26 protein-coding genes and 1 tRNA gene are annotated in these 21,559 nt (G+C 64.3%); 6 read left to right on the top strand and 21 right to left on the bottom strand.

The window, feature by feature from the left end:
• Positions 1 to 66 precede the first annotated feature (66 nt).
• From BW975_RS06250 to BW975_RS06205, 10 genes are all read right to left on the bottom strand, one after another.
• Positions 67 to 141: transfer RNA gene (locus BW975_RS06250), tRNA-Phe, on the bottom strand.
• Positions 142 to 219: 78 nt separating this feature from the next.
• Positions 220 to 414: a DNA gyrase inhibitor YacG gene (locus BW975_RS06245; RefSeq protein ID WP_076531939.1), complete on the bottom strand. Its 195-nt coding sequence runs from the start codon at positions 412 to 414 to the stop codon at positions 220 to 222.
• On the bottom strand, positions 411 to 1,430 hold the full coding sequence (locus BW975_RS06240) for a ribonuclease E/G (RefSeq protein WP_076531937.1): 1,020 nt from the start codon (positions 1,428 to 1,430) through the stop codon (positions 411 to 413). The genes BW975_RS06245 and BW975_RS06240 overlap by 4 nt, the downstream gene beginning before the upstream one ends.
• The gene (locus BW975_RS06235) at positions 1,427 to 2,017 is read right to left on the bottom strand and encodes a Maf family protein (protein ID WP_076533454.1); all 591 of its coding nucleotides are present in this window, start codon (positions 2,015 to 2,017) and stop codon (positions 1,427 to 1,429) included. The genes BW975_RS06240 and BW975_RS06235 overlap by 4 nt, the downstream gene beginning before the upstream one ends.
• 84 nt (positions 2,018 to 2,101) lie before the next feature.
• Positions 2,102 to 2,320 (bottom strand): translation initiation factor IF-1, encoded by a 219-nt coding sequence (gene infA, locus BW975_RS06230; protein WP_005978431.1) that lies wholly within the window; start codon positions 2,318 to 2,320, stop codon positions 2,102 to 2,104.
• A 134-nt stretch (positions 2,321 to 2,454) separates the two neighbouring features.
• Positions 2,455 to 3,339: a carbon-nitrogen hydrolase family protein gene (locus BW975_RS06225; protein ID WP_076531934.1), complete on the bottom strand. Its 885-nt coding sequence runs from the start codon at positions 3,337 to 3,339 to the stop codon at positions 2,455 to 2,457.
• A gap of 97 nt (positions 3,340 to 3,436) precedes the next feature.
• Positions 3,437 to 5,227, bottom strand: a complete 1,791-nt coding sequence (locus tag BW975_RS06220) for an ABC transporter transmembrane domain-containing protein (protein WP_076531931.1) — start codon at positions 5,225 to 5,227, stop codon at positions 3,437 to 3,439.
• 108 nt (positions 5,228 to 5,335) lie between these two features.
• Positions 5,336 to 6,493, bottom strand: coding sequence for an endolytic transglycosylase MltG (gene mltG, locus BW975_RS06215; protein ID WP_076531928.1), 1,158 nt, complete (start codon positions 6,491 to 6,493; stop codon positions 5,336 to 5,338).
• The gene (gene fabF / locus BW975_RS06210) at positions 6,494 to 7,753 is read right to left on the bottom strand and encodes a beta-ketoacyl-ACP synthase II (protein ID WP_076531925.1); all 1,260 of its coding nucleotides are present in this window, start codon (positions 7,751 to 7,753) and stop codon (positions 6,494 to 6,496) included. It abuts the gene before it with no gap.
• A gap of 132 nt (positions 7,754 to 7,885) precedes the next feature.
• Positions 7,886 to 8,629, bottom strand: a complete 744-nt coding sequence (locus BW975_RS06205; protein WP_076531922.1) for a 1-(5-phosphoribosyl)-5-[(5-phosphoribosylamino)methylideneamino]imidazole-4-carboxamide isomerase — start codon at positions 8,627 to 8,629, stop codon at positions 7,886 to 7,888.
• A gap of 238 nt (positions 8,630 to 8,867) precedes the next feature.
• On the opposite strand from BW975_RS06205, the gene BW975_RS06200 reads away from it, so the two are divergent.
• On the top strand, positions 8,868 to 9,323 hold the full coding sequence (locus BW975_RS06200) for a PRC-barrel domain-containing protein (RefSeq protein WP_076531920.1): 456 nt from the start codon (positions 8,868 to 8,870) through the stop codon (positions 9,321 to 9,323).
• A 129-nt stretch (positions 9,324 to 9,452) separates the two neighbouring features.
• Here BW975_RS06200 and BW975_RS06195 read toward each other — a convergent pair whose 3' ends face one another.
• From BW975_RS06195 to fabD, 3 genes are all read right to left on the bottom strand, one after another.
• Entirely contained in the window at positions 9,453 to 9,686 is a 234-nt protein-coding gene (locus BW975_RS06195; RefSeq protein ID WP_076531917.1) for an acyl carrier protein, read from the bottom strand.
• A 219-nt stretch (positions 9,687 to 9,905) separates the two neighbouring features.
• A complete protein-coding gene (gene fabG / locus BW975_RS06190) occupies positions 9,906 to 10,643 on the bottom strand; it encodes a 3-oxoacyl-[acyl-carrier-protein] reductase (protein WP_076531914.1) in 738 nt (245 codons plus the stop codon).
• A gap of 13 nt (positions 10,644 to 10,656) precedes the next feature.
• The gene (gene fabD / locus BW975_RS06185; protein WP_076531911.1) at positions 10,657 to 11,601 is read right to left on the bottom strand and encodes an ACP S-malonyltransferase; all 945 of its coding nucleotides are present in this window, start codon (positions 11,599 to 11,601) and stop codon (positions 10,657 to 10,659) included.
• Positions 11,602 to 11,752: 151 nt separating this feature from the next.
• Here fabD and BW975_RS06180 point away from each other — a divergent pair, with 151 nt between their 5' ends.
• Entirely contained in the window at positions 11,753 to 12,997 is a 1,245-nt protein-coding gene (locus tag BW975_RS06180; RefSeq protein WP_076531909.1) for a cytochrome b/b6 domain-containing protein, read from the top strand.
• 64 nt (positions 12,998 to 13,061) lie between these two features.
• Here the strand turns inward: BW975_RS06180 and BW975_RS06175 are convergent, their stop codons facing one another.
• Positions 13,062 to 13,643, bottom strand: a complete 582-nt coding sequence (locus tag BW975_RS06175; protein WP_076531907.1) for a YceI family protein — start codon at positions 13,641 to 13,643, stop codon at positions 13,062 to 13,064.
• 125 nt (positions 13,644 to 13,768) lie between these two features.
• Positions 13,769 to 14,275, bottom strand: coding sequence for a hypothetical protein (locus tag BW975_RS06170; RefSeq protein WP_076531905.1), 507 nt, complete (start codon positions 14,273 to 14,275; stop codon positions 13,769 to 13,771).
• 299 nt (positions 14,276 to 14,574) lie between these two features.
• Here BW975_RS06170 and rpsF point away from each other — a divergent pair, with 299 nt between their 5' ends.
• Genes rpsF through rplI form a run of 3 tightly spaced genes read left to right on the top strand, consistent with a single transcriptional unit; the run spans position 14,575 to position 15,817 of the window.
• Positions 14,575 to 14,928: a 30S ribosomal protein S6 gene (gene rpsF / locus BW975_RS06165; RefSeq protein ID WP_076531903.1), complete on the top strand. Its 354-nt coding sequence runs from the start codon at positions 14,575 to 14,577 to the stop codon at positions 14,926 to 14,928.
• 29 nt (positions 14,929 to 14,957) lie between these two features.
• Positions 14,958 to 15,185, top strand: coding sequence for a 30S ribosomal protein S18 (rpsR, locus tag BW975_RS06160; RefSeq protein WP_036700444.1), 228 nt, complete (start codon positions 14,958 to 14,960; stop codon positions 15,183 to 15,185).
• A gap of 11 nt (positions 15,186 to 15,196) precedes the next feature.
• Positions 15,197 to 15,817, top strand: coding sequence for a 50S ribosomal protein L9 (rplI, locus tag BW975_RS06155; protein WP_076531901.1), 621 nt, complete (start codon positions 15,197 to 15,199; stop codon positions 15,815 to 15,817).
• Between the two features lie 118 nt (positions 15,818 to 15,935).
• Here rplI and BW975_RS18335 read toward each other — a convergent pair whose 3' ends face one another.
• Positions 15,936 to 16,058 (bottom strand): hypothetical protein, encoded by a 123-nt coding sequence (locus BW975_RS18335; protein ID WP_272482016.1) that lies wholly within the window; start codon positions 16,056 to 16,058, stop codon positions 15,936 to 15,938.
• 145 nt (positions 16,059 to 16,203) lie between these two features.
• On the bottom strand, positions 16,204 to 16,464 hold the full coding sequence (locus BW975_RS06150) for a DUF2312 domain-containing protein (protein WP_170846539.1): 261 nt from the start codon (positions 16,462 to 16,464) through the stop codon (positions 16,204 to 16,206).
• Between the two features lie 142 nt (positions 16,465 to 16,606).
• On the opposite strand from BW975_RS06150, the gene BW975_RS06145 reads away from it, so the two are divergent.
• Positions 16,607 to 16,822 (top strand): hypothetical protein, encoded by a 216-nt coding sequence (locus BW975_RS06145; RefSeq protein ID WP_076531897.1) that lies wholly within the window; start codon positions 16,607 to 16,609, stop codon positions 16,820 to 16,822.
• Between the two features lie 13 nt (positions 16,823 to 16,835).
• Here the strand turns inward: BW975_RS06145 and BW975_RS06140 are convergent, their stop codons facing one another.
• From BW975_RS06140 to BW975_RS06125, 4 genes are all read right to left on the bottom strand, one after another.
• Complete coding sequence (locus BW975_RS06140; protein WP_076531895.1) at positions 16,836 to 17,951, bottom strand: FliM/FliN family flagellar motor C-terminal domain-containing protein; 1,116 nt, start codon at positions 17,949 to 17,951, stop codon at positions 16,836 to 16,838.
• Between the two features lie 94 nt (positions 17,952 to 18,045).
• Positions 18,046 to 20,742 carry an ATP-binding protein gene (locus tag BW975_RS06135; protein WP_076531893.1) on the bottom strand — a complete coding sequence of 899 codons (2,697 nt, stop codon included), beginning with the start codon at positions 20,740 to 20,742 and terminating at the stop codon, positions 18,046 to 18,048.
• Positions 20,742 to 21,140 carry a hypothetical protein gene (locus BW975_RS18225; protein WP_244512497.1) on the bottom strand — a complete coding sequence of 133 codons (399 nt, stop codon included), beginning with the start codon at positions 21,138 to 21,140 and terminating at the stop codon, positions 20,742 to 20,744. The genes BW975_RS06135 and BW975_RS18225 overlap by 1 nt, the downstream gene beginning before the upstream one ends.
• Complete coding sequence (locus tag BW975_RS06125; protein WP_076531891.1) at positions 21,137 to 21,520, bottom strand: response regulator transcription factor; 384 nt, start codon at positions 21,518 to 21,520, stop codon at positions 21,137 to 21,139. Before BW975_RS06125 ends, BW975_RS18225 begins: the two co-directional genes overlap by 4 nt.
• Positions 21,521 to 21,559: the final 39 nt, after the last annotated feature.

Genomic DNA, 21,559 nt, shown 5'->3' with positions numbered 1-21,559 from the left:
CGATATCGGCGCTAATTTCGCAAAGCACCTCAGGTCGAGAGGCGCAATATTTCCAATGGGTCAAAGTGGTGCCCGGGGGCGGAATCGAACCACCGACACGAGGATTTTCAATCCACTGCTCTACCCCTGAGCTACCCGGGCAACGGGAACGCTTGAGCGTTCGGGTGAGGGCGTTCTAGGCGAGGGTCCGGGCGCTGTCCAGAGGGTTTGGCATATTTTTCAATGCGGTTTTTTCTGCGCAGCTTCCTCGGCCTCTTGCGCGGCATCCAAGGCGGCTTCGATGTCTTCGGGATCGTTCGAGGGGATGGCATATTGGCCGCCTAGCCAACGGGCGAGATCTACATTCGCGCAGCGCTTGGAACAAAATGGGCGGTGCGCAGCGTCAGCCGGCTTGTTGCAGATCGGACAGCTCATGACGGCACCTCCAGAGGCGCGCGATCGCGCTTTCTTTGCAGTTCGTAATGTCCCAGCGGTGTCCAGCCCACCAAGGCCGTCTCCCCCGGATCGGCGCGGAAGGCGGCGCGTAGGGCGTCCTCGAATTGACGGCGGTCCTTCTTGGCCATGGGCGCCAGATCGAGCGTGATTTGCCCCCCAAGGCCGCGCAGGCGCAACTGACGCGGCAACTCGCGCGCGGCGGCGAGGTTGGCCTTATGGCCTGCCGCAGGGCTGGTATCGCCGCCAGTGTTCACATCCACCGCGATCAGCGCACGGGTCGGCTCGACATACATCGTGGCGCCGCCGCTGAGGACGACATGGGGGTGGCCTAGTTGCTCCAGCTGGTCCATGACGCCCTCGGCCTCGAAGCCGCCCGGCTCCGTGATGACGTCAGCGGGCGCGCTCCAGTCGCGCCAGGCGAGCTGGTGGGGGCCGTCGCCTTCGGTCAGCACTTCGGCCTCGCCAGCCGCATCGCCCATCACGGCGGAGGCCAGATCGGCCATCGCGCGGATGTCCTCGGCAATCTCGTCATCCTCGGCGTCCAGGCAAGACGAGCGCAAGATCAGGCCCATGGCCGAGCCTTCCATTTCGCTGCGCGCGATCTGGATCAGAACATCGCGCCGATCGTCATCGCGGATCCGGCGGCTGATGTTGAGGCCCGGCGCGTCCGGCGTCACGATGGCGTAACGCGATTTGAAGAGCAGCTTTTGCGTCACCGGGAGCGCCTTGCCCGCCTCGGCCTGCCCGGTGACCTGCACCAGCAACACCTGCCCCGGCGCAAGGCCGCGCACCTGCCGCAAGAAGGCCGGTCCATCGGGCGTGCGCAAGAACATGCCCCCCTGCCCTTTGACAGGACGGTCGGCGATCGCGCGATAGATGGTGCCGACGCGCGGCGCGTCGCTGTCGATCAGCACATCCTCAAGGCGCCCACCCACAAGGCGCGCGGCGGTCTCGCGCCCGCCAAGATGATCCAGAACAATGGTCTCGCGGCTCATACCTGCGCCCTCCAGCCTGCGGCTCGCAGCAGCACCGCCGTCTCGGCCAGCGGAAGGCCTACGACAGCGGTGAACGAGCCTGAAATCCATGGGATCAGCGCCCCTGCGGGGCCTTGGATACCGTACCCGCCCGCTTTGCCTTGCCAGTCCCCCGTGGCGAGATAGGCGGCCAGTTCGGCGTCGTCGAGCCGCTTCATCCGCACTTTCGTGAGAACATCGCGCTGCCAGACGCGGGCGCCGCGACGGACGGCTACCGCCGTGATCACGCTGTGACGACGGCCAGATAGGGCGCGCAAAAATGCCCCCGCCTCGGCGGCATCGGCAGGCTTGCCCAAAATGCGGCGCCCCAATGCAACGGTTGTGTCCGCCGACAGCACCACATCGCATTCGTCCGCCTCGACGGCCAGCGCCTTTTCATGCGCCATGCGGATGCAATAGGGGCGCGGCTGTTCCGCCTTTGCAGGTGTTTCGTCAATATCGGGCGGACGGATGTCGTCTGGGATGACGCCGATCTGCGACAACAGATCTCTCCGGCGCGGGCTGGCCGAGCCGAGAATGAGGCGGGGAGAGATCAGCCCTTGGGTCATGGCACCTGACGTGTCTTGGATGGTCAGCAGCGCTTTGCCCATGGCGAAACGCGGTCCCGCATGCGGCCAAGCGCCATTGGGCCGTTATTTGAAGCGGTAATTGATCCGGCCCTTGGTCAGATCATAGGGGGTCATTTCGACTTGCACCTTGTCGCCGGCCAGAACGCGGATGCGGTTCTTGCGCATCTTGCCTGCCGTATGTGCGATGATCTCATGGCCGTTTTCCAGCTCGACCCTGAATGTCGCATTCGGCAGGAGTTCCTTGACGACACCGGGAAATTCGAGCGTATCTTCCTTGGCCATGTGGTCTCCTAAAGCGGTACTTTCCGCACTGCGGCGGAACAGCGCCTTAAATGGCGCCATTCCTTCCCTTTTTCAAGGGCTATTGTGGTCCTTGGCCAATCCACGCAGCCCGAGAGGACGGCGCGCCAGAAAGCTCAGCGCAAGGATACGACAGCGGGCGCTTCGTCCCGCCCCGCCTGATCGGCCCAATGCGCGCGATTCAGAACGCCGCCATCCGCGCGCACATCGCCCACGCGCGCCAGATCAACCTCACCGATGGTCCAGCCGGGGCGATTCATGACACCCTCGGCAATGACGCCCGTCGGCGGGAACCCGTGATCGGGCGGGCCAAAGATGCCGCCCATGCCCACATTCACGTCCACAGCGGGCGACCACGGCGCATCACCCACCAGCGAGGCCATGGCGCTGACACATTGCCCCTCCAGCGCGCGGGCCATCGCGCCAATTCGCACGCGGCTATAGCCCGCCAGCGTGTCGGTGCAGGAGGGCACCAGCAGCAGTTCCGCGTCGCTGACGGCGCGGGCCAGCAGGGGGAATTCGCTGTCGTAGCAGATCAGGACAGCAATCTTGCCAAGGGCCGTGTCAAAGACCTGCAAGCCGCCGCCGCCCACTACGTCCCAGGGCGTGCGTTCAAAGCGGGTCATGATCTGCTTGTCCTGAACGCCGCGCCCGCCACCGGGCGCGAACAGCGTCGTACGATTGACAGGGCGCGGGCTGATGCCTTCGTCGAAGACGGGCGCCGAGGCTGACAGAATATGGACATTGAATCGCGCTGCCAGATCGCTGTGCAGATCGTCTACGTCGCCCATCAGATCCGATGTCGCGCGCAGGCAGCCCTCCAGATCACCCGCGATATCGGGACCGGCCAGCATCGACAGCTCCAGTGCGCCATATTCGGGAAAGACCAAGATTTGCGCCCCCTGCCCGGCAGCGTTCGACACCCAATCGGTCAGTTTGGCTTTGTAGGCTGCCCAATCGGGCAGTGGATCCAGCGGGTATGCAGCGGTAGCTATTTTCATTCTGCGATCCTACCAGTGCCCTTCGCGCCCTGCCAGCCCCGGCAGGCCCACCCCGGGTTTCATCTTGGCAAAAATACACAAAATCGCACCGCGCACCCTAGGCGCCGCCGGTGAATTGAAGACGCGCCAGCCGCGCGTAGAGCCCATCCTCGGCCACGAGGCTGTCATGCGTACCCTCGGCGACAATACGCCCCGCCTCCATCACGATGATGCGGTCCGCCTTCTTCACCGTGGCAAGGCGGTGCGCGACGATGATCGTGGTGCGCCCTTCGGCCAGCTTGTCGACCGCTTCCTGCACCGCGCGCTCGCTTTCGGCGTCAAGCGCGCTGGTCGCCTCGTCCAAGAGAAGAACCGGCGCGTCGCGCAGGATAGCGCGAGCGATGGCGATGCGCTGTTTCTGCCCGCCGGACAGCATGACACCCCGCTCGCCCACCTCGGCGGCGTAACCGCCGGGCAGCGCCATGATGAACTCATGCGCCGCCGCCGTGCGCGCCGCCGCCTCGACCTCGGCGTCGGTGGCATCCAGGCGGCCAAAGCGGATATTCTCTCGCGCGCTGGTCGCGAAGATCACCGGATCCTGCGGCACCAGCGCCATCACCTTGCGGAATTCATCCCGCCGCATATCGGCCAGCGCCACGCCGTCCAGCAGGACTCGGCCCCCTTTCGGGTCATAAAACCGCTGCAGCATCTGGATCACGGTCGTCTTGCCCGCGCCGGACGGGCCAACCAGCGCCACCGTCTCGCCCGGTTTGATGTGCAGATCAAAATCATGCAACGCCGGAACGTCGGGCCTTGCGGGATAGACGAACTCGACATTCTCGAACCGTATATCGCCGATTACGGTTGCCGGCAGCGGGGCGGGCGCAGCCGGGTCCTGCACCGGATCGTCACTCTGCAAGAGCTCGACCAGGCGTTCAGTCGCGCCCGCCGCACGCTGCAGCTCGCCCCAGATCTCGGACAATGCGCCGACCGCGCCAGCGACCATCACCGAATAGATGACGAATTGCACCAAGGATCCGGCACTCATATTCCCGCCGCGCACATCGCGCGCGCCGATCCAGAGCACACAGACCACGCCGGTAAAGACGAGGAAGATCACGATAACAGTCATGATCGCCCGCACGCGGATCCGTTCCTGGGCCGAGCGATAACTGGCCTCGGTCGCGCCGCCGAAATCGTCGCGCGTCGCGGTCTCGTGGGTGAAGGCCTGCACCGCCTGAACGCTCAGCAGCGCCTCGGAGGCCTTGCCCGAACTGGCGGCAATCCAGTCCTGATTGTCGCGGCTCAGCTTGCGCAGCTTGCGGCCCAGCGTCAGGATGGGCACGATGATCAGCGGCACGATCAGCAGAACCAGCCCCGTCAGCTTGGGCGACGTCGCCAGCATCAGGACAAGCCCGCCGACAAAGATCAGAGCATTGCGCAGCGCGATGGAGATGGACGAGCCGATGACGCTGAGGATAAGCGTCGTATCCGTTGTGATCCGGCTGAGGACTTCGCCGGTCATGATCCGCTCGAAAAAGACGGGGCTCATGCCGATGACGCGGTCGAAAACGGCGCGGCGGATATCGGCCACTACACGTTCGCCCAGCTTGGTGACCAGCGCATAGCGCAGGCCCGTCCCGATGGCGAGCAGCCCGGTGATGATCAGCGCCCCAATGAAGTAGCGGTCCAGGATCTCGCCGTTTTCGACGTTGAAATTGTCGATCACCCGGCGCACGGCCAGCGGCAGGGTCAGCGCCACGGCAGATGTCAAAAAGAGGGCCAGCGCCGCCGCTGCCATAAGCAGCTTGTACGGCATCAAAAATGGGGTCAGCGCGGCCAGCGCACCGATGCGCTTGGACGGATCGCGACCGCGCAACTCTGCGCTTTGTGCTCCGCTACGGGCCATCTATCGCTCCTGCCTTTTGGGTGGTTTGGACGCGGCTCGTTCTTGGCCCCCGCAAGCCGGAGGGTCAAGCGCCCTTTCGCCGCAGCGACGTCTCGCGATCGAGGTGCATCACTCGGCCGCGTTGCGCTCGGCCTCGATCTGGCGCCAGCGCGCCACATTCGCGTTATGCTCGTCCAGCGTCTCGGCAAAGGCATGCCCGCCCGTGCCATCGGCCACGAAGAAAACGTAATCGGTCGCCGCCGGATCGACCGCGGCCTCGATGCTGGCGCGGCCCGGATTGGCGATGGGCGTCGGCGGTAGACCTTCGATGACATAGGTGTTCCACGGTGTCGCGGCCCGCAATTCGCTAGCCCGGAGGCCACGGCCCAGAACGCCCTGCCCTTCGGTGATACCGTAGATGACCGTTGGGTCGGTTTGCAGACGCATGCCCTGGCGCAATCTGTTCTCGAACACGCTGGCAACCTGGCGCCGCTCATCGGCGACCGCCGTCTCTTTCTCGATGATCGAGGCGAGGATCAGCATTTCTTGCTCATTGGCCAATGGCAGCCCCTCGGAGCGGCTGGCCCACGCGGCCGCGACGATCACTTCCTGCGCTTCGGTCATGCGCTCGATCACGCTGGCGCGGGTGTCGCCCTTGGCCACTTCGTAACTGTCTGGGGCCAGCGTGCCTTCGGCAGGAATTTCGGCGACCTCGCCTTCCAGAACTTCGACGGATTTCAGCCCCTCGACGATCTGCCAGCTTGTCGTGCCCTCGGCGATGGCCACGCGGTAGCGAGTATCGGCCTGCGCGCGCACGTCGGCAAACTCCTCGGGCGCCTCTTCGGTCGCCGGGTCATAAGCGGCCTTTTCGACATAACGGTTCGATTCAAGGTCCAACTCGCGCAGCTCGACCTCGGAGGAGGTGACGCCGATGCGGTAGACGATCTCGGTGCCACACGTGCTGGCCCCGCCACGCGTGATGATGCGCGTGATCTCGGACATGGTGGCGCCCTCGGGAATCAGCCAGCTGCCAGCCTTGAGATCGCCGGATTTGCCCGCGTAATCGGCGCCGATACGAAAGATCATGGGGCTGGTGATTGCGCCCTGATCGGCCAGCTTGTCGGATGTGGCGCGCATCGACGCGCCGCGATCCACGCGCAGGCAAATGGGCGCGTCAGACGGGCCCTCGGCCTTATAGGTGTTCTGGCCCCAGACGATCACGCCGCCCAGCAGGAACACAACGACGACCAGAAAACTGAGCGCCGATGAAGTGATATTGCGCCACATTCAGCGCACCGCGCCGAAACAGACGCTGGCATTCGTGCCGCCGAAGCCGAAGCTGTTGGACAGCGCCACCTTCACCTCGCGCGCAACCTTCTTGTTGGGCGCCAGGTCAAGCGGCGTCTCGACCGCCGGGTTGTCGAGGTTGATGGTGGGCGGCACCACCTGATCGCGGATCGCCAGGATCGAAAAGATCGCCTCGATCGCGCCCGCCGCGCCCAAAAGGTGCCCGGTCGCGGATTTCGTGGAGCTCATCGTCGCCTTCGAGGCCGCATCGCCCAGAAGCCGCTCGACCGCCTTCAGCTCGATCGTGTCGGCCATGGTCGAAGTGCCATGCGCATTGATGTAATCGACATCTGCGGGATCGACGCCCGCATGGCCCAGCGCCATCTTCATCGCGCGGAAGCCGCCATCGCCGTCCTCGCTGGGGGCGGTGATGTGATAGGCGTCGCCCGACAGGCCGTAGCCCAGCACCTCGGCATAGATCTTGGCGCCACGCGCCTTCGCGTGCTCGTATTCCTCCAGCACGACGATACCGGCGCCCTCGCCCATGACAAAGCCGTCGCGATCCGCATCGTAGGGCCGGCTCGCGCCCTTGGGATCGTCCGCGCGCTTGGTGCTGAGCGCCTTGCAGGCATTGAAGCCCGCGATGCCGATCTCGCAGATTGCCGCCTCGGCGCCGCCCGCAACCATCACGTCGGCATCCCCGAACATGATCAGCCGCGCGGCATCGCCGATGGCATGCGCCCCGGTCGAGCAGGCTGTAACCACAGAATGATTCGGCCCCTTGAAGCCATAGCGGATGCCCACCTGACCGCTGATAAGGTTGATCAGCGCGCCGGGAATGAAGAAGGGCGACACACGCCGCACACCCTTGTCGCGGATGATCAGCGTCGTCTCCTCGATCGAGCGCAGGCCACCGATGCCCGAGCCAATCAAAACGCCTGTGCGCTCGCGCGCGCTCTCGTCCTCGGGCATCCAGCCGCTATCCTCGACCGCCTGCTGCGCGGCGGCGACGCCGTAGAGGATGAAATCATCAATTTTGCGGCGCTCTTTAGGCTCCATGTAGTGGTCGGCATTGAACGTGCCGTCCGTGCCATCGCCCAGAGGGACCTCGCAGGCGTATTTGGTCTGCACGTTGACCGGATCAAAGCGTGTGATCGGGCCGGCGCCCGACTGGCCGTCCAAAAGGCGGCTCCAGCTCTCCTCGACACCGGATGCGAGAGGTGTGACCAATCCCAGGCCTGTTACGACGACACGGCGCATATTGCTGCCCCTTCCGGTTAAGTTCTTTGGCGCTGCTCTTACCCTTTTCTGGGGCCGGGGGGCAAGACCGTGCTGGCGCGGCGGCAGGTGCCTGCCGCGCAGGCAGCCTGCACCGTCCTGCGCCGGGACCTCTTATTGGAAGGCCGCGACCGGCTCGCTTGGACTGGAGGCAATTCCGATCGCCTCGGCCAGATCGACGTCGCGTGCCATCAGCGCCCGCCCGATCAACGTGCCAGCGATATTGGGCACGTATTTGAGCCGCGCCACATCATCCACCGTGTAGACCGTGCCACGCGCGATAACCGGATGACGCGTTTGCGCCGCAAGGCCGCTGATCATGCCCAGCGTGCCGTCGGTTTCCTCCATCATGGCCCCGACATCAGTGATGATGATTCCGGCCAGCGGATCGGCATCGAATGCCGAAAGAAAACTCTCGGGCGAAAAGCTGGACCTTTCGCGCCAGCCATCGGTGGCAACCGAACCCTCGTGCACGTCCAGTGCCATGACGATCTGATCGGGAAAGAACTTGGCAAGGTGATGCAACAGGCTGGGGTTGCGCGCCGCCATGGTGCCGATCACGACACGCCCCGCGCCGCGATCGATCCAGGAGGCCACCTGGCTTTCGGTCCGAAACCCGCCGCCCAGCTGCACGGGAATGCCCGCGGCGCGAATGATCTCTTCGACCAGCGCGTTATTGTCACCGTCGCCGCGCAACCCGTTGATGTCCGTCAGATGCATCCAGGTTGCGCCAGCCCGCGCAAATCCGCGTGCCATCTCGACCGGATCGACATGCCACAGCATCGGCGCGTCCAGCTGCCCGCGCGCCAGCGACACGCATTTGCCGTCCAAGAGTTCCAGGGTGGGATAGATGATCATGGCAGACAGTCCCCGCTCAGCACCGCGCCCAGCGCGCAGCTGACACACCATGCACCGAGCGCGCGCGACACGATCGTCTCAAATCGGCGCATCTGATCCGAAAAACGCCGCGACGTGCCGCACGCTCACTCGGGGCGCTCCTGCGACATTTTGTAAGAAATCTCGCAAAATCCCCGGAACTCACATGGCATCGCCCCGTTGGGTACCCGAACGCAACGCAAGATAAGGAGATGCAGAAATGAAATTCCTGACAGCAAGCGCACTGGCTCTTACCGTCGCAGCAGGCGGCGCAATGGCACAAGACAGCAGCATGAAAACCGCTTCGGAAAACAGCGAAGCGATGTCCGCCATGAAAGACGACTTGATCCGCACCCGCGACATCACGGGCGGCGCCATCTACACAATGGACGAGGCCAACGACGAAGGTTGGGACGGAGCAGAATACGACTCTGTCGGCGCCGACTGGAACGAGATCGGCACGATTGAAGACATCGTCCTGAGCCGTGACGGTCAGATGAAGGGTGTTGTCGCCGAAGTCGGCGGTTTCCTCGACATCGCGGACAAGCACGTCATGATCTCGATTGACGACGTTCGCTTGGTGCCCGTCGACGACACTTCGCTCGTTCTGCTCACACGCATGAACGAAGAAGAGATGGAAGCGCTGCCCAGCGTCGATGAAGGCTTCTGGAACTAAGATGTGATCCGATCGGCTGTTTAGGCTGATGGCGAAAAGAAAAGGCCGCACAGCGTACGCTGTGCGGCCTTTTTGATGTCGTGATCGCCGTTCAAATGACAGGACCCTTCTGGGCCCCGCCGGGATGCCTCAGGAGGCTTCCTTGATGAACTTGACCGCATCGCCGAACGTCTGGATGTTCTCGGCGGCGTCATCGGGGATCTCGATCCCGAACTCTTCTTCGAAGGCCATGACCAGCTCGACCGTGTCCAGGCTGTCGGCGCCCAGATCGTCGATGAAGGATGCGTTCTCGACAACCTTGTCTTCTTCGACGCCCAGATGCTCGACTACGATTTTCTTCACGCGGTCTGCGATATCGCTCATGTCATAATCCTTGTTTTCTCGATGGGCGCCTCGGCCCGTTTTGCCCCCGCCCGGCAAGGCGGGTAGCGACGTGAATGGTGCCCAATGAGGGCGTTAAGTCAATGCCCTCCGAGGCACTCTACGAAGGGCCGCGTGGCGCGGCCCCCTGCAAATCTGCGCCGCCTATAGCATATGGCGCGCGCGAGGCAAATGTTTTCGCCGCCCCGTGCAAGGCGATGGTCAAAGCATCGCCATGCCGCCGTTGACATGCAGCACCGTGCCCGTGACATAGCCCGCCTCGTCGCTGGCGAGGTAAAGCACGGCTGCGGCGATCTCCGCCGGTGTGCCCATGCGGGCGGCGGGGATCTGCCCATTGATCTTGGACTTCTGATCCTCGGTCAGCTTGTCGGTCATCGCGGTCGCGATGAAGCCAGGGGCAACGGCGTTGGCGGTGATGCCGCGGCTGGCAACCTCGTATGCGATGGATTTGGTCATGCCGACGACACCCGCCTTGGAGGCAGCATAGTTGGCCTGACCAGGATTGCCCGTGGCGCCCACAATGGAGCTGATATTGATGATGCGGCCCCAGCGCGCCTTCATCATCGGACGCATCACGCCACGGCAAAGACGCATGGTGCTGGTCAGATTTACGTCCAGCACGTTTTGCCATTCATCATCCGACATACGCATGAAGATCTGATCGCGCGTGATCCCGGCATTGTTGACGAGGATATCCAGCGCGCCCATCGCTTCGATCGCCTGCTTGGGCAGCGCCTCGACCGCGTCCTTGTCGGATAGGTTGCAAGGCAGCACATGGGCGCGCTCGCCCAGATCGGCCGCCAATGCCTCCAGCGGCTCGGTGCGGGTGCCGCTGAGGCCCACGGTGGCGCCCGCCGCGTGAAGGGCGCGGGCAATCTCGCCGCCGATCCCGCCCGATGCGCCGGTGATGAGCGCGGTCTTGCCTGTCAGGTCAAACATCAGAAATTCCTTTTTAGCTGTCTTGCAGGGCGGCAGCCGCGGCCACCACCTCTTCGGGCGTGCCAATATTGCGCACGGCGATGTCCTTTTCGATCCGGCGGACCATACCCGAGAGCGCCTTGCCCGCGCCGATCTCCCATGTCTCGGTCACGCCCTGCGCGGCCATGTAGCCCACGCTCTCGCGCCAGCGCACCGCGCCCGTCACCTGACTGACCAGAAGCGCGCGGATCTCTTCGGGATCGGTCACGGCCTCGGCGCGGACATTGGCGATCAGCGGCACCGCGGGGGCATCCATCGCCACCTCGTCCAGTGCGGCGCGCATGACATCGGCGGCGGGCGCCATAAGCGCGCAATGAAACGGCGCGCTGACCGGGAGAAGCATCGCACGCTTGGCGCCGCGCGGCTTCGCCATCTCGACGGCCCGCTCGACCGCCGCCTTATGGCCCGAAACGACGACCTGCCCCGGATCATTGTCATTGGCGGCCTCGCAAATCTCGCCCTCGGCGGCATCGGCGGCCAGTGCGCGCACGGCCTCCAGATCCAGCCCGAGGATCGCCGCCATGGCGCCGACGCCCACCGGCACCGCCTCTTGCATGGCGCGGCCACGGATGCGCAGAAGGCGCGCGGTATCTGACACGCTCAGCGCGCCGGCGGCGGCAAGCGCCGAGTATTCACCGAGCGAGTGGCCGGCGACATATTGCGCGGCGGCAATATCCACACCTTCCGCCTCAAGGGCGCGCATCGCAGCAAGGGAGGTGGCCATCAGCGCCGGCTGCGCATTCTGCGTCAGGGTCAGCGTTTCGATATTGCCCTCCCAGATGGTGGCCGACAGCGCCTCGCCCAGCGCGTCGTCGACCTCGTCAAAGACGTCGCGCGCGGCCGGATAGGCCTCGGCCAATGCGCGGCCCATGCCGATGGTCTGGGCACCCTGCCCCGGAAAAATGAATGCTCGGCCCATGCTGGCCCTCCTTCGACTGATTGCATCGACGGATATCGCGCAAGGCCGCGCGAGGCAATGGCGCAGGGCGACTGTGCGCCGTCGCAGGATTGCGTCCCGTCCCCTTTGCGCTAGCTTGCCACGCACTGAACGCTCAAAGGACAACAGACCCATGCCCACCCGGAACACCGCGACCAGCTATGGCAGCGTGACAAAATTCTTCCACTGGACGATCGCGTTGATGATCCTGTCGATGTTCCCTCTGGGCTGGATCGCAAGCGAGCTGGCGCACCGGATCGAGGCGCCGGACATACAGACGACAGATGCGGTGCTGGAATGGGCCAAGCTACTCTTTTCCATTCATAAAACGCTGGGCGTCACCATCTTTGCACTGGCGGTCCTTCGCATCCTCTGGGCGATCTCACAGCCGAAGCCCGCCCTGTTGAACGGCGACAGGCCGATGGAGGCGCGGCTGGCCGAGACGGTGCATTGGCTGCTTTACGGCTCGCTCGTTCTGGTCCCGCTCAGCGGCTGGGTGCATCACGCGGCGACGACCGGCTTTGCGCCGATCTGGTGGCCGTTCGGGCAGGGCCTGCCGTTTGTGCCCAAGGATCCGGCCGTGGCCGAGGTGACGGGCGCGCTGCATTTCATTCTTCAATGGGTTTTGGCAGGCTCCGTCGCGCTGCATATCGCGGGCGCGCTCAAACATCACGTCATTGACCGCGACGCCACGCTGCGCCGCATGCTGCCGGGCCACCAGACCGCACTGCCGACCGAGGCGCAGCCGGGCCATGCCCTACCAATACTGGCGGCGCTGGCCGTCTGGGCGGCTGCGATCGGCTTGGGCGGCGCCGCGGGCTGGTTGACCGTGCCAGAGGCCGCGCGCGCCGAAGCACTGGCCGATGTGCCCAGCGAATGGCAGGTCACCGAGGGCAATCTGGGCATCACCATCGTGCAAAACGGCACGGACGTGACCGGCAGTTTTGCCGACTGGACCGCGCAGATCGACTATGCCGAAACGTCGGATGCCGACGGGCGCCACGGCGCGGTCACGGTGACGATCGCCATCCAATCCCTGACGCTTGGCTCGGTCACCGGGCAGGCGATGGGCGCAGACTTCTTCGCAGCCGAAGAGTTTCCGACAGCCGTCTTCGAGGCGACCCTGATCAATGAGGACGGTTTGATCGCAGATGGCACATTGCGCATCCGGGATGAAACCTTGCCGGTGCGCATGCCTGTTGAGCTGGCCGTTGAGGGCGACACGGCCAACGCTGCAGGCGCGCTGACAGTCAATCGCATGAACTTCGGCATCGGCACCGATACCAAGGACGAGAGCTCGCTAGCCTATGAGGTGCGGATCGACTGGGCACTGACAGCGGTGCGCGGGGGTGGCGCGGACGTCCCGAACGCCGAGTAACGCCCACGAAAAGGCCCGCGCCCCGATCAAGGGACGCGGGCCGATGCGGGAAAGCAGCGCGGAATTACTCCGCGGCGCCCGCCTCGATGGAAATCTCGACATCCAGCTCGTCGCTGATGTTGGGGGCATAGGCACCCACCCCGAAATCCGACCGCAGAATGGTTGTCTCGGCATCGAAGCCCAGCCAAGCCTTGTTCTGCATCGGATGCTGACCGTCCATGTTCAGCTCGGTCTCGAGTTGCACGGATTTGGTGATGCCGTTCATCGTCAGATCGCCCGTGATGATCGCCTCGTCGTCGCCGGTCACCTCGATCGCCGTGGATTTGAACGTGATCAGATCGCCTTCTTGCGCGGCAAAGAAGTCGTCACCCATGAAATGCGTCAGCCGATCTTCCCAGCCCGTATAGAGCGACATGAGCGGGATCGACACTTCGACCGACGAATTGGCCGGATCTTCCTTGTCGAACATGATCTGGCCTTCCCAGCCGGCGAACATGTTGTAGGTCGTCGAGTAGCCAAGATGATCGTAGGTGAACATGACCTGGCTGTGGCTGGGATCGAGCGTGTAGGCGACGGGCTCGGCGGCGGCGCTGGTAGCGGCCAAGGCGGCGGCGGTGGCTGCGGCGGCGAGTAGCGATGTCTTCATGTCAAAGGCTCCTGTTGGTTGCGAATACTGATCTCCAACGTATAGCGAAGCAGGGCCAAGACAATTACGCGAAACTCAACAGCATGTGCGCATCGGCGCAGAGTTGCCCAGAGGATGCGCGGACGTCAGGCCGCGCGATTTGCCAGGACGCGCATAAGAGCAGCTTCGATGCGCGGATCACTCACCGGCAACGTGACCAGCGTCTGCCCACCCGCGCAGCGTGCTGTCAGCAGACCGTCGCGCAGCACGATATCGCCCAGCGCGTCGATATCGTGCACCGTCTCGCTGCGCACATGACCGTCGTGGCCACGCTCGATGATCGTCATGCGGCGCGTGGCCGGATCTACACGCACCTCGGGGCCCATCGGGCCAACGCGCGCGCCCAAGAGCATTACGCCGATCATCGCCATCGCCGCCGAGAATGCGAGCTTGAACAGCTGCATCATCGCGTCGCCCTCTATCACCGGGACCAGCCAAAGCCCAACCGAGGCAACAAGCAGCGATAGCGCCGTGCCGCGCATTCCGAGGCGGCGCAGGCCGCCGTCATCGCTCATCTCGATATGGTGCTGCGGCACCACGCGCTGATGACGCAAGGGGCCTTCGGGCATGAAAGTATCAGGAAGTGCTGTCATGAGTTTCGTCCCTTGCCGTTGCCGTATTCAACCATTGCCATGGGGTCTGGTTTCCATGGTTAACGGTTGACTAGGAATTCCGGCAGGAATGGGGCGCACACCGGGTCAAAGAGCGGCATCTGCACTGGACGGGCCTTCAGCGACCCTGCCACGCGCCCCGGCCCTTGCGCGCGCAGAACGATGGCTGTAAGGGTCGGCCTCGTTTCGCAGATACGTATGAACCGCGCAGTCTCTCGTGGTGGGGCCGCGAAACGAATTGCCCCGCCTATGAAATGCGCCCTGATAGAAGTGGATCCAACATGCCCCTTTACGAGCATGTCTTTATCTCGCGCCAGGACCTGTCCAGCGCCCAGGCCGAAAGCCTTATCGAGCATTTCGGCACCGTCTTGTCCGACAATGGCGGCAAACTCGTCGATCACGAGTACTGGGGCGTCAAGACGATGGCCTACAAGATCAACAAGAACCGCAAGGGTCACTACGCGTTCCTGCGTTCCGACGCGCCCTCCGAGGCCGTGCAGGAAATGGAGCGTCTGATGCGCCTGCATGACGACGTCATGCGCACGCTGACCATCAAGGTCGATGAGCACAAAGAGCTGCCCTCGGTCCAGATGCAAAAGCGCGACGAGCGGTCCGAGCGCCGCGAGCGCCGTTGATCAACGCCCTCAGATAAAGGACATAACCCATGGCTACCAAACCGTTTTTCCGTCGCCGCAAGGTCTGCCCCTTCTCGGGCGAGAACGCGCCCGCGATCGACTACAAGGACACGCGCCTGCTGCAGCGCTACATCTCCGAGCGTGGCAAGATCGTGCCCTCGCGCATCACCGCCGTCTCGGCAAAAAAGCAGCGTGAGCTGGCCCGCGCGATCAAGCGCGCCCGCTTCCTCGCCCTGCTGCCCTACGCCGTCAAGTAAGGAGTAAGACAATGCAAGTTATCCTTCTCGAGCGTGTGGCCAAGCTGGGCCAGATGGGCGACGTCGTCGACGTCAAGCCGGGCTTCGCACGCAACTACCTCCTGCCCCAGCGCAAGGCGCTGTCGGCCTCCGAGCGTAACATCGCCGATTTCGAGGCGCGCAAGGCGCATCTCGAGGCGCAGAACCTTGAGACCCGCAAAGAAGCCGAAGCGATGGCCGAAAAGCTGAACGGTCAGCAATTCGTCGTGATTCGTCAGGCCGCCGATTCGGGCGCACTTTATGGCTCGGTCACCACGCGTGACGCGGCTGACGCGGCAAACGAGAACGGCTTTACCGTCGATCGCAAGCAAGTCTCGCTGGGCGCGCCGATCAAAGAGCTGGGTCTGCACGACATCAACGTGTCGCTGCACCCCGAAGTTGACGCTACCGTCACGCTGAACGTCGCGCGTTCGCCCGAAGAGGCCGAATTGCAGGCATCGGGCAAGTCGATCCAGGAACTCGCAGCCGAAGAAGAAGCGGCCGCCGATTTCGAGATCGCGGAACTCTTCGACGATATCGGCTCTGCCGCATCGGACGACGAAGACCTGGCCGAAGCGGTCGAGCAGCAGTCGGAAGAAGACGACGACGCCTGAACCGGGCGCCAGCTTTGAGACAAGGAAAAAGCCGCGCATACAGCGCGGCTTTTTTGCTTTCGGCGCCGCGTCAGGATCATTCCTGCTGCGCCACCGCGCCGATAAACTTGCCCCCCTGCTAGACGATCTGGAACCAGCTAGAGGGGGTCGGCAGAATGTCCTGCACCGCATCCCCAGCGACGAACGTGGCCAGAAATGCGCCTGTCACAACGAATGACGGCGCGTCCATTTCGCGGATCACCGCCGCTCCGCGCAGCGCACGGTCCGAGAAACCGTTAGCGCGCCTCGGCGCCCTTCCATTGCGATGTGATCGTGTGTTAAGCTCGCAGTCGCGCGGGCCGCCGTCGCTGTGCCTCGGATCCCGGCGGCCTCGGCGCGGCGGCCGCTCAGGCCATGCCGAGCGCTTCTTTATACATCTCAAGCACCGCTTCTTCCTCGGCGATGTCGTCCTTGTCGCGCTTGCGCAGGGCGATGACCTTGCGCATCACCTTGGTGTCGTAGCCGCGCGCCTTGGCCTCGGCCATGACTTCCTTCTGCTGCTCGGCGAGGTCCTTCTTTTCCGCGTCAAGGCGCTCGATTCGCTCGATAAACTGGCGCAGTTCATCGGCCGTCACGCGGTAGGTGGCATCGGGGGTCTGGTCGTCCATGGGTCTACTCCGCATCCTCAAAGATGACCGTGACTACAGCGCGACCCGTCATCCCGCAAGCCCCGGTGGCTTGAGCCTGAAGTCCGCAAGGGGTAAGGGGCAAAGCGGGCGCGATAGGCCCGTAGCAGCCGGGAGTAAAGTCATGGAAAGTCTTATCTGGGTCGGTGCCGCCGTATCCGCAGCCGGTCTTGGCGGATTGCTCTGGTGCATTGCCCGGGTTTGGCGCGCGCGCCGCGCCAAGCTGGATGACGAGCGGATGCGCGCGGTCCTGCAAAAGGTGCTGCCTATCAACATGGGCGCGCTCTTCATGTCGGTCATCGGCCTTATGCTGGTCGTGATCGGGATCTTCCTGCGTTAGGGCATCGCGCCACTCACTCCACGGCTTGATCTTCCATTCGGGCTGGATCACGCGCCGCGCTCTCGATGCGGACCGGCGCGGCCACGTTTGGCGGTAGACCGCCGGACGGCGCAGGGCGAGATGCAAGCCCCGCCGCCGCATCCGCGATATCCGAGATCATGGCCATGTCGAAACTCTGGTTAGACGCTCGCGCCCCACCATTGGCGCCTGTATCGGATGGCGCCGCTACGGCATCCTTGCCCGGCAAAAGACGCACGGCCCGCGCACCATTCATCTGGCCCAGCCGCGCCAGCGCGACGACATGTTTTTGACTTGCCTCCAGTTGCACCTTCAACCCCGGCTCGCCCGAGAGGGAAATAAGGGCCCCAACCTCAAAATTGCACACCTTTTCAAGCGGTAGGGTCACGCGGCCCAGCACTGCATCCAAAAGTGCAGGCGCGTTCATCGCGCTTTGCTCAAGCGTGCGGCGCAGACCGTCATCACCCGCGTCCGCAGCGGGACGCGCAGGAACTTCGGGGACCGGGATCAAAAAGGTCAGCGCGCCGGGATAACCGTCATCACCCAACTCGACCATCATTCGAAACACGTGAAAAGCCGGCGCATCCAGCGCCAGTGCCATGCCGCGCGCGTCCTCCATCATGACGCCAAAGCGATAGCCCGATGCCCAATGGGGCGCCGCCGCCTTGCCGTCCTCCTGCGGGTCCGCGTCCTCGGTCAGCTTGGCCTCCGCACCGGCCAGCGCCGCATCGATCAGCGGGGCCGCAATGGCAGCATCGGTGCGCGTGACGGCCCGCCCGCCGGTGTCGCGCCCGGTGATGCGCCCGGTGGTCTGAATCTCGATCAGCGCGGCCAGAAGGGCGGCGTCGAGGCGCACAGCCCCGCGCGCACCGCGCGGCCCGTCAAGAAGGACCATGAGCCCGCCATCCGCAAACTCTGCCCTCAGTGCAGTTTGCGAGATCTCGACCTGCTCGACCGCCGCCACGATCATCGGCAAATCGAAGAGCGCGCCCGACGCCTGGGCCAGCGCCAACCTCAGCGCCTTGGCCGGAGACATCGCGCGCGCCTGATATTCCTCGCGCGAGGCGCGGGCCTTGCGATGAATGACCGTATTGCCGCCCTGAGATGTCATGCGCCGCGTCGCCGCCCCGTGTCAGATCCAATTGGCACCGACCTTAGCGCCATTCAGGTTACCAAAAGGTTGCGGGAAATTCAGCAGTACCGATTTAGGCCCGTGCCACCGCCTCGCGCGGCAGCGTCACGCGAAACGCCCCTCCGCCCTGCCCCGGCAGATACGCGATCGTGCCGCCCAGCCGGTGCATGATCTCGCGGCAAATGGCCAGACCCAGACCCGCCCCCGGCGCTTGGGACGCACCCAGCCGCGAGAATTTCTCAAAAATAAGCGCCTCGTCCTTGAGCGGTATGCCGGCGCCGTTGTCGATGAAATCGAGCGTCAATCCGGACTGACCCAGCTCGGGACGCACATGCAGCAAGGGTTCGGGCGCATCACAGTATTTCCGCGCATTGGCGATGAGATTGATGAAGACTTGCACCAGCCGGTCCAGATCCGTGTTCAGGCGCAGCGCCTCGGCATTCGGGTCGCGCTGAATGCGCAGGCCCGCTTCGGCGCCCGTGCCCGGCGGCGCGCTGCCAATGGTTGCGGCGACGGCCCGGTCCAGCACCTCAGCCAACGTGCCGGACTGCTCATTCAGCACCACTTGGCCCGATTCAAGCACTGACAGATCCAGCAGATCGTCGAGAAGGCGCGTCAGGCGCAACGATTCACCATGAATGATAGAGGCGTATTTCTGCTGCTCTTCGGCGCTCAGATCGCCCTCGCGCAGGATCTCGGAAAAGGCGCGGATCGACGTCATGGGCGTGCGCAACTCGTGGCTCACCTGGCTGAGAAACCCGTCCTTTTGTACCGAAAGCTGCGTCAGCTTCTCGTTCACCTCGCGCAGCTGGCGTGCGGTGCGGGCCTGCTCGGCGGATTTGGCTTCGAGCTGGCTGGAATACTCCATGATCTGCGCGGTCTCGTCCGCCACGGCCAGCAGATCCTCGACCGAGACGGTCGCGCGGCCGACGATCTGGCTGATCATGGCATGCGCCGTCGCCGCCCCGACCGACCCCGAGAGGCGCCGCTCGAGCCATTCGAGAAACTCGGGTGACGGCTCGGGCAGGTAGCCGGTCAGGCCCTGGCGGCGCGCGGCGCGGCTGAACAATTCCTGCGCCTCGGCAGAACCCATGATGCGCTGCGCCATGATCAGCAGGTCCTCGGACTGGCCGCGCCCGCCGCTCCAGGTGCCGGGGCCGCGCGAATGCTCGAACACGTTGACGAATTGCGCACCTTGCAGCCGCTCGACCGGGCGCGGAAAGGTCAGGATCGACACGATGCAGAAGGCGGCCGTATTGAGGCCAACGGACCACATCACCGAATGCACCAGCGGATCCATCCCAACCGTCCAGAACAGCGCCTGAGGCCGGAGCCAGGACAGGCCAAAGAGCCCTTCCTCAAAAACATGCACCGGCAGGACCACGCCCGCGCCAAAGCTGGGCAGGAAAAGGCAATAAACCCATAGAACAAAGCCCACACCCAGCCCCGCCAGCGCCCCGCTGCGCGTGGCCCCGCGCCAGACAAGACCGCCCATCAGCGCGGGCAGAAACTGCGCCACGCCGGCAAAGGCCACAAGACCGATGGCCGCCAGCGCCGTGCCCCCTCCGGACAGGCGAAAGTAGAGATAGCCTAAAAACACCACTGCCCCGATGGACAGGCGCCGCGCCAAAAGCGCGACATGACGCACATCGCCCGACATCATCGCCGCGCCACCGGTGGCGCGCAGCCAGATCGGCATCACGATATGGTTCGACACCATGGTCGACAGGGCAATCGCCGCGACGATCACCATCGACGTGGCCGAGGAAAAGCCGCCCAAGAATGACAGGATCGCCAGCCCGTCCTGCCCCGCCAACAGCGGCAGGTTCAGCACGTATAGATCGGGGTTCGAGCCCGCGGGCATCAGATCCAGCCCGACGGCGGCAATGGGCACGACGAAAAGGCTGATGAGCATCAGATAAAGCGGAAACGCCCAGGCCGCGGTGCGCAGATGGCCCTCGTCCTCGTTCTCGACCACCATGACCTGGAACATGCGGGGAAGGCACAGGAATGCCGCGGCCGACAGCAGCGTAAGCGCGGTCCACCGGCTGCCCGAGACATCGAAATCGGCGATGGGCGAGGCGTCGATGCGCGCCATCGTCGCCGCCAGGCCGCCCTCCAACCCCCAAACCACAAAGATGCCGACGGCCAACAGGGCCAACAGCTTGACCACCGCCTCGACCGCAATGGCCATCACCACGCCGTGATGCCGCTCGTTTGCGTCGAGGTTCCGGGTGCCGAATAGGATGGTGAAGAGCGTCAGGCCCAACGCGACATAGATCGCGATTGACTGAACCGAGCGCCCGCCGCCCTCGGGGCCGGACGGCGAAAAGGCGGCGAAGGACAGTGTCACCGATTGCAGTTGGAGTGCGATGTAGGGCGTCGCGCCGATCACCGCGATGACCGTGACGCAGACCGCGAGCGTGTTCGACTTGCCATAGCGGGACGAAATCATGTCGGCGATGGAGGTAATGCGCTGACTGCGGCCCACGCGGACCATCTTGCGCAGCGTCCACCACCAGCCGATCATGATCAGGCTGGGGCCAAGATAGATCGTCACGTACTCCATCCCCGACCGCGCTGCAAAGCCGACGGCGCCATAGAATGTCCAGGCGGTGCAATAGATCGAGAGCGACAAGGTGTAGACCAGCGGCGAGCGCAGCCAGGCACCCCGGCCGCGCCGCGCCGCGCGATCCGCTGCGAAGGCCACGGCAAAGAGAATGATCACATAGATCACGCAAACCGCCGCAAGGATGCCCGTGGTGGCCATCAGCCGTCTCGCACCGCGCCGTCCTGGGACGTGGAATTATGGGGCGGCGTGTCGTCGTCTTCTGGGACGGCTCCTCCCGTCTTCAGCCCGCGGGTAATGAAGGCCGACAGAATGACAAGCCCGGCCCAGACAGCGAAGAGGTATATCATGACATGCGACGTGCGTGCGGGGGCCGCCGGCTCCGGTCCGCTGCCCGCGCCCATCCATAGAAGCGGCATGGCGAACAGGAGCGCGCCCAGCACCGGCAACAGTCCAGCTGCATCTATCATGCGCCGCTGCCGGTACGTGCCATGCGCCACGAAAAGCGCATATCCCGCGCCCGGCTTGCCATCGGCCGGGGGCTGCGGACGCGCTGGCAGCTTGTCCTGCACATTGCCCGGCCCCCGCGCCGCGTTCATGACGCCGTGTCCGGGCCGCCGGCCAACGCGCGCACCGCCTCCAGCATCTCACCGTTTGAGAATGGCTTGGTCATGAAGCGGCTGGCGCCTGCGCGTTCGGCCATGTCGCGGTCCTTGCGCTGGCCACGCGCCGTCAGCATCAGGACGGGCGTCGCGCCAAGGTCGGGATCGGCGCGGATATCGCCCAGAATTTCAAAGCCCGAGCGGTCGGGCAGCATCACATCAAGAATGATCAGATCAGGACGGCGCGTTCGCACGGCCTCCATGGCGCCGGCGCCGCCTGCATGGCTGCGCACCTGCCAGCCATCCCGCGACAGGATGAAACTGATGGCCTCGATGATGTTCGGCTCGTCCTCGATCAACAAGACCTGCCTTGGCATCGGCCTCCTCCCCTTATCTTGCGCGTGCTGCGCGGCGAT

The sequence above is a fragment of the Roseovarius nanhaiticus genome, assembly GCF_900156535.1.
Lineage (GTDB): Bacteria > Pseudomonadota > Alphaproteobacteria > Rhodobacterales > Rhodobacteraceae > Roseovarius > Roseovarius nanhaiticus.
This window is presented reverse-complemented; position numbering and strand designations above follow the sequence as displayed.

What these genes read in the sequence shown, in the direction of transcription:
- BW975_RS06220 (WP_076531931.1), bottom strand. Translation starts at nt 5,227, where the DNA reads ATGGCCCGTAGCGGAGCACAAAGCGCAGAGTTGCGCGGTCGCGATCCG.
- BW975_RS06245 (WP_076531939.1), bottom strand. Translation starts at nt 414, where the DNA reads ATGAGCTGTCCGATCTGCAACAAGCCGGCTGACGCTGCGCACCGCCCA.
- BW975_RS06150 (WP_170846539.1), bottom strand. Translation starts at nt 16,464, where the DNA reads ATGGACGACCAGACCCCCGATGCCACCTACCGCGTGACGGCCGATGAA.
- BW975_RS06225 (WP_076531934.1), bottom strand. Translation starts at nt 3,339, where the DNA reads ATGAAAATAGCTACCGCTGCATACCCGCTGGATCCACTGCCCGATTGG.
- BW975_RS06195 (WP_076531917.1), bottom strand. Translation starts at nt 9,686, where the DNA reads ATGAGCGATATCGCAGACCGCGTGAAGAAAATCGTAGTCGAGCATCTG.
- BW975_RS06205 (WP_076531922.1), bottom strand. Translation starts at nt 8,629, where the DNA reads ATGATCATCTATCCCACCCTGGAACTCTTGGACGGCAAATGCGTGTCG.
- BW975_RS06175 (WP_076531907.1), bottom strand. Translation starts at nt 13,643, where the DNA reads ATGAAGACATCGCTACTCGCCGCCGCAGCCACCGCCGCCGCCTTGGCC.
- fabG (WP_076531914.1), bottom strand. Translation starts at nt 10,643, where the DNA reads ATGTTTGACCTGACAGGCAAGACCGCGCTCATCACCGGCGCATCGGGC.
- BW975_RS06235 (WP_076533454.1), bottom strand. Translation starts at nt 2,017, where the DNA reads ATGACCCAAGGGCTGATCTCTCCCCGCCTCATTCTCGGCTCGGCCAGC.
- BW975_RS18225 (WP_244512497.1), bottom strand. Translation starts at nt 21,140, where the DNA reads ATGAACGCGGCGCGGGGGCCGGGCAATGTGCAGGACAAGCTGCCAGCG.
- BW975_RS06200 (WP_076531920.1), top strand. Translation starts at nt 8,868, where the DNA reads ATGAAATTCCTGACAGCAAGCGCACTGGCTCTTACCGTCGCAGCAGGC.
- mltG (WP_076531928.1), bottom strand. Translation starts at nt 6,493, where the DNA reads ATGTGGCGCAATATCACTTCATCGGCGCTCAGTTTTCTGGTCGTCGTT.
- BW975_RS06140 (WP_076531895.1), bottom strand. Translation starts at nt 17,951, where the DNA reads ATGACATCTCAGGGCGGCAATACGGTCATTCATCGCAAGGCCCGCGCC.
- BW975_RS06180 (WP_076531909.1), top strand. Translation starts at nt 11,753, where the DNA reads ATGCCCACCCGGAACACCGCGACCAGCTATGGCAGCGTGACAAAATTC.
- BW975_RS06145 (WP_076531897.1), top strand. Translation starts at nt 16,607, where the DNA reads ATGGAAAGTCTTATCTGGGTCGGTGCCGCCGTATCCGCAGCCGGTCTT.
- fabD (WP_076531911.1), bottom strand. Translation starts at nt 11,601, where the DNA reads ATGGGCCGAGCATTCATTTTTCCGGGGCAGGGTGCCCAGACCATCGGC.
- rpsR (WP_036700444.1), top strand. Translation starts at nt 14,958, where the DNA reads ATGGCTACCAAACCGTTTTTCCGTCGCCGCAAGGTCTGCCCCTTCTCG.
- BW975_RS06240 (WP_076531937.1), bottom strand. Translation starts at nt 1,430, where the DNA reads ATGAGCCGCGAGACCATTGTTCTGGATCATCTTGGCGGGCGCGAGACC.
- BW975_RS06170 (WP_076531905.1), bottom strand. Translation starts at nt 14,275, where the DNA reads ATGACAGCACTTCCTGATACTTTCATGCCCGAAGGCCCCTTGCGTCAT.
- BW975_RS06135 (WP_076531893.1), bottom strand. Translation starts at nt 20,742, where the DNA reads ATGGCCACCACGGGCATCCTTGCGGCGGTTTGCGTGATCTATGTGATC.
- infA (WP_005978431.1), bottom strand. Translation starts at nt 2,320, where the DNA reads ATGGCCAAGGAAGATACGCTCGAATTTCCCGGTGTCGTCAAGGAACTC.
- fabF (WP_076531925.1), bottom strand. Translation starts at nt 7,753, where the DNA reads ATGCGCCGTGTCGTCGTAACAGGCCTGGGATTGGTCACACCTCTCGCA.
- rpsF (WP_076531903.1), top strand. Translation starts at nt 14,575, where the DNA reads ATGCCCCTTTACGAGCATGTCTTTATCTCGCGCCAGGACCTGTCCAGC.
- rplI (WP_076531901.1), top strand. Translation starts at nt 15,197, where the DNA reads ATGCAAGTTATCCTTCTCGAGCGTGTGGCCAAGCTGGGCCAGATGGGC.
- BW975_RS06125 (WP_076531891.1), bottom strand. Translation starts at nt 21,520, where the DNA reads ATGCCAAGGCAGGTCTTGTTGATCGAGGACGAGCCGAACATCATCGAG.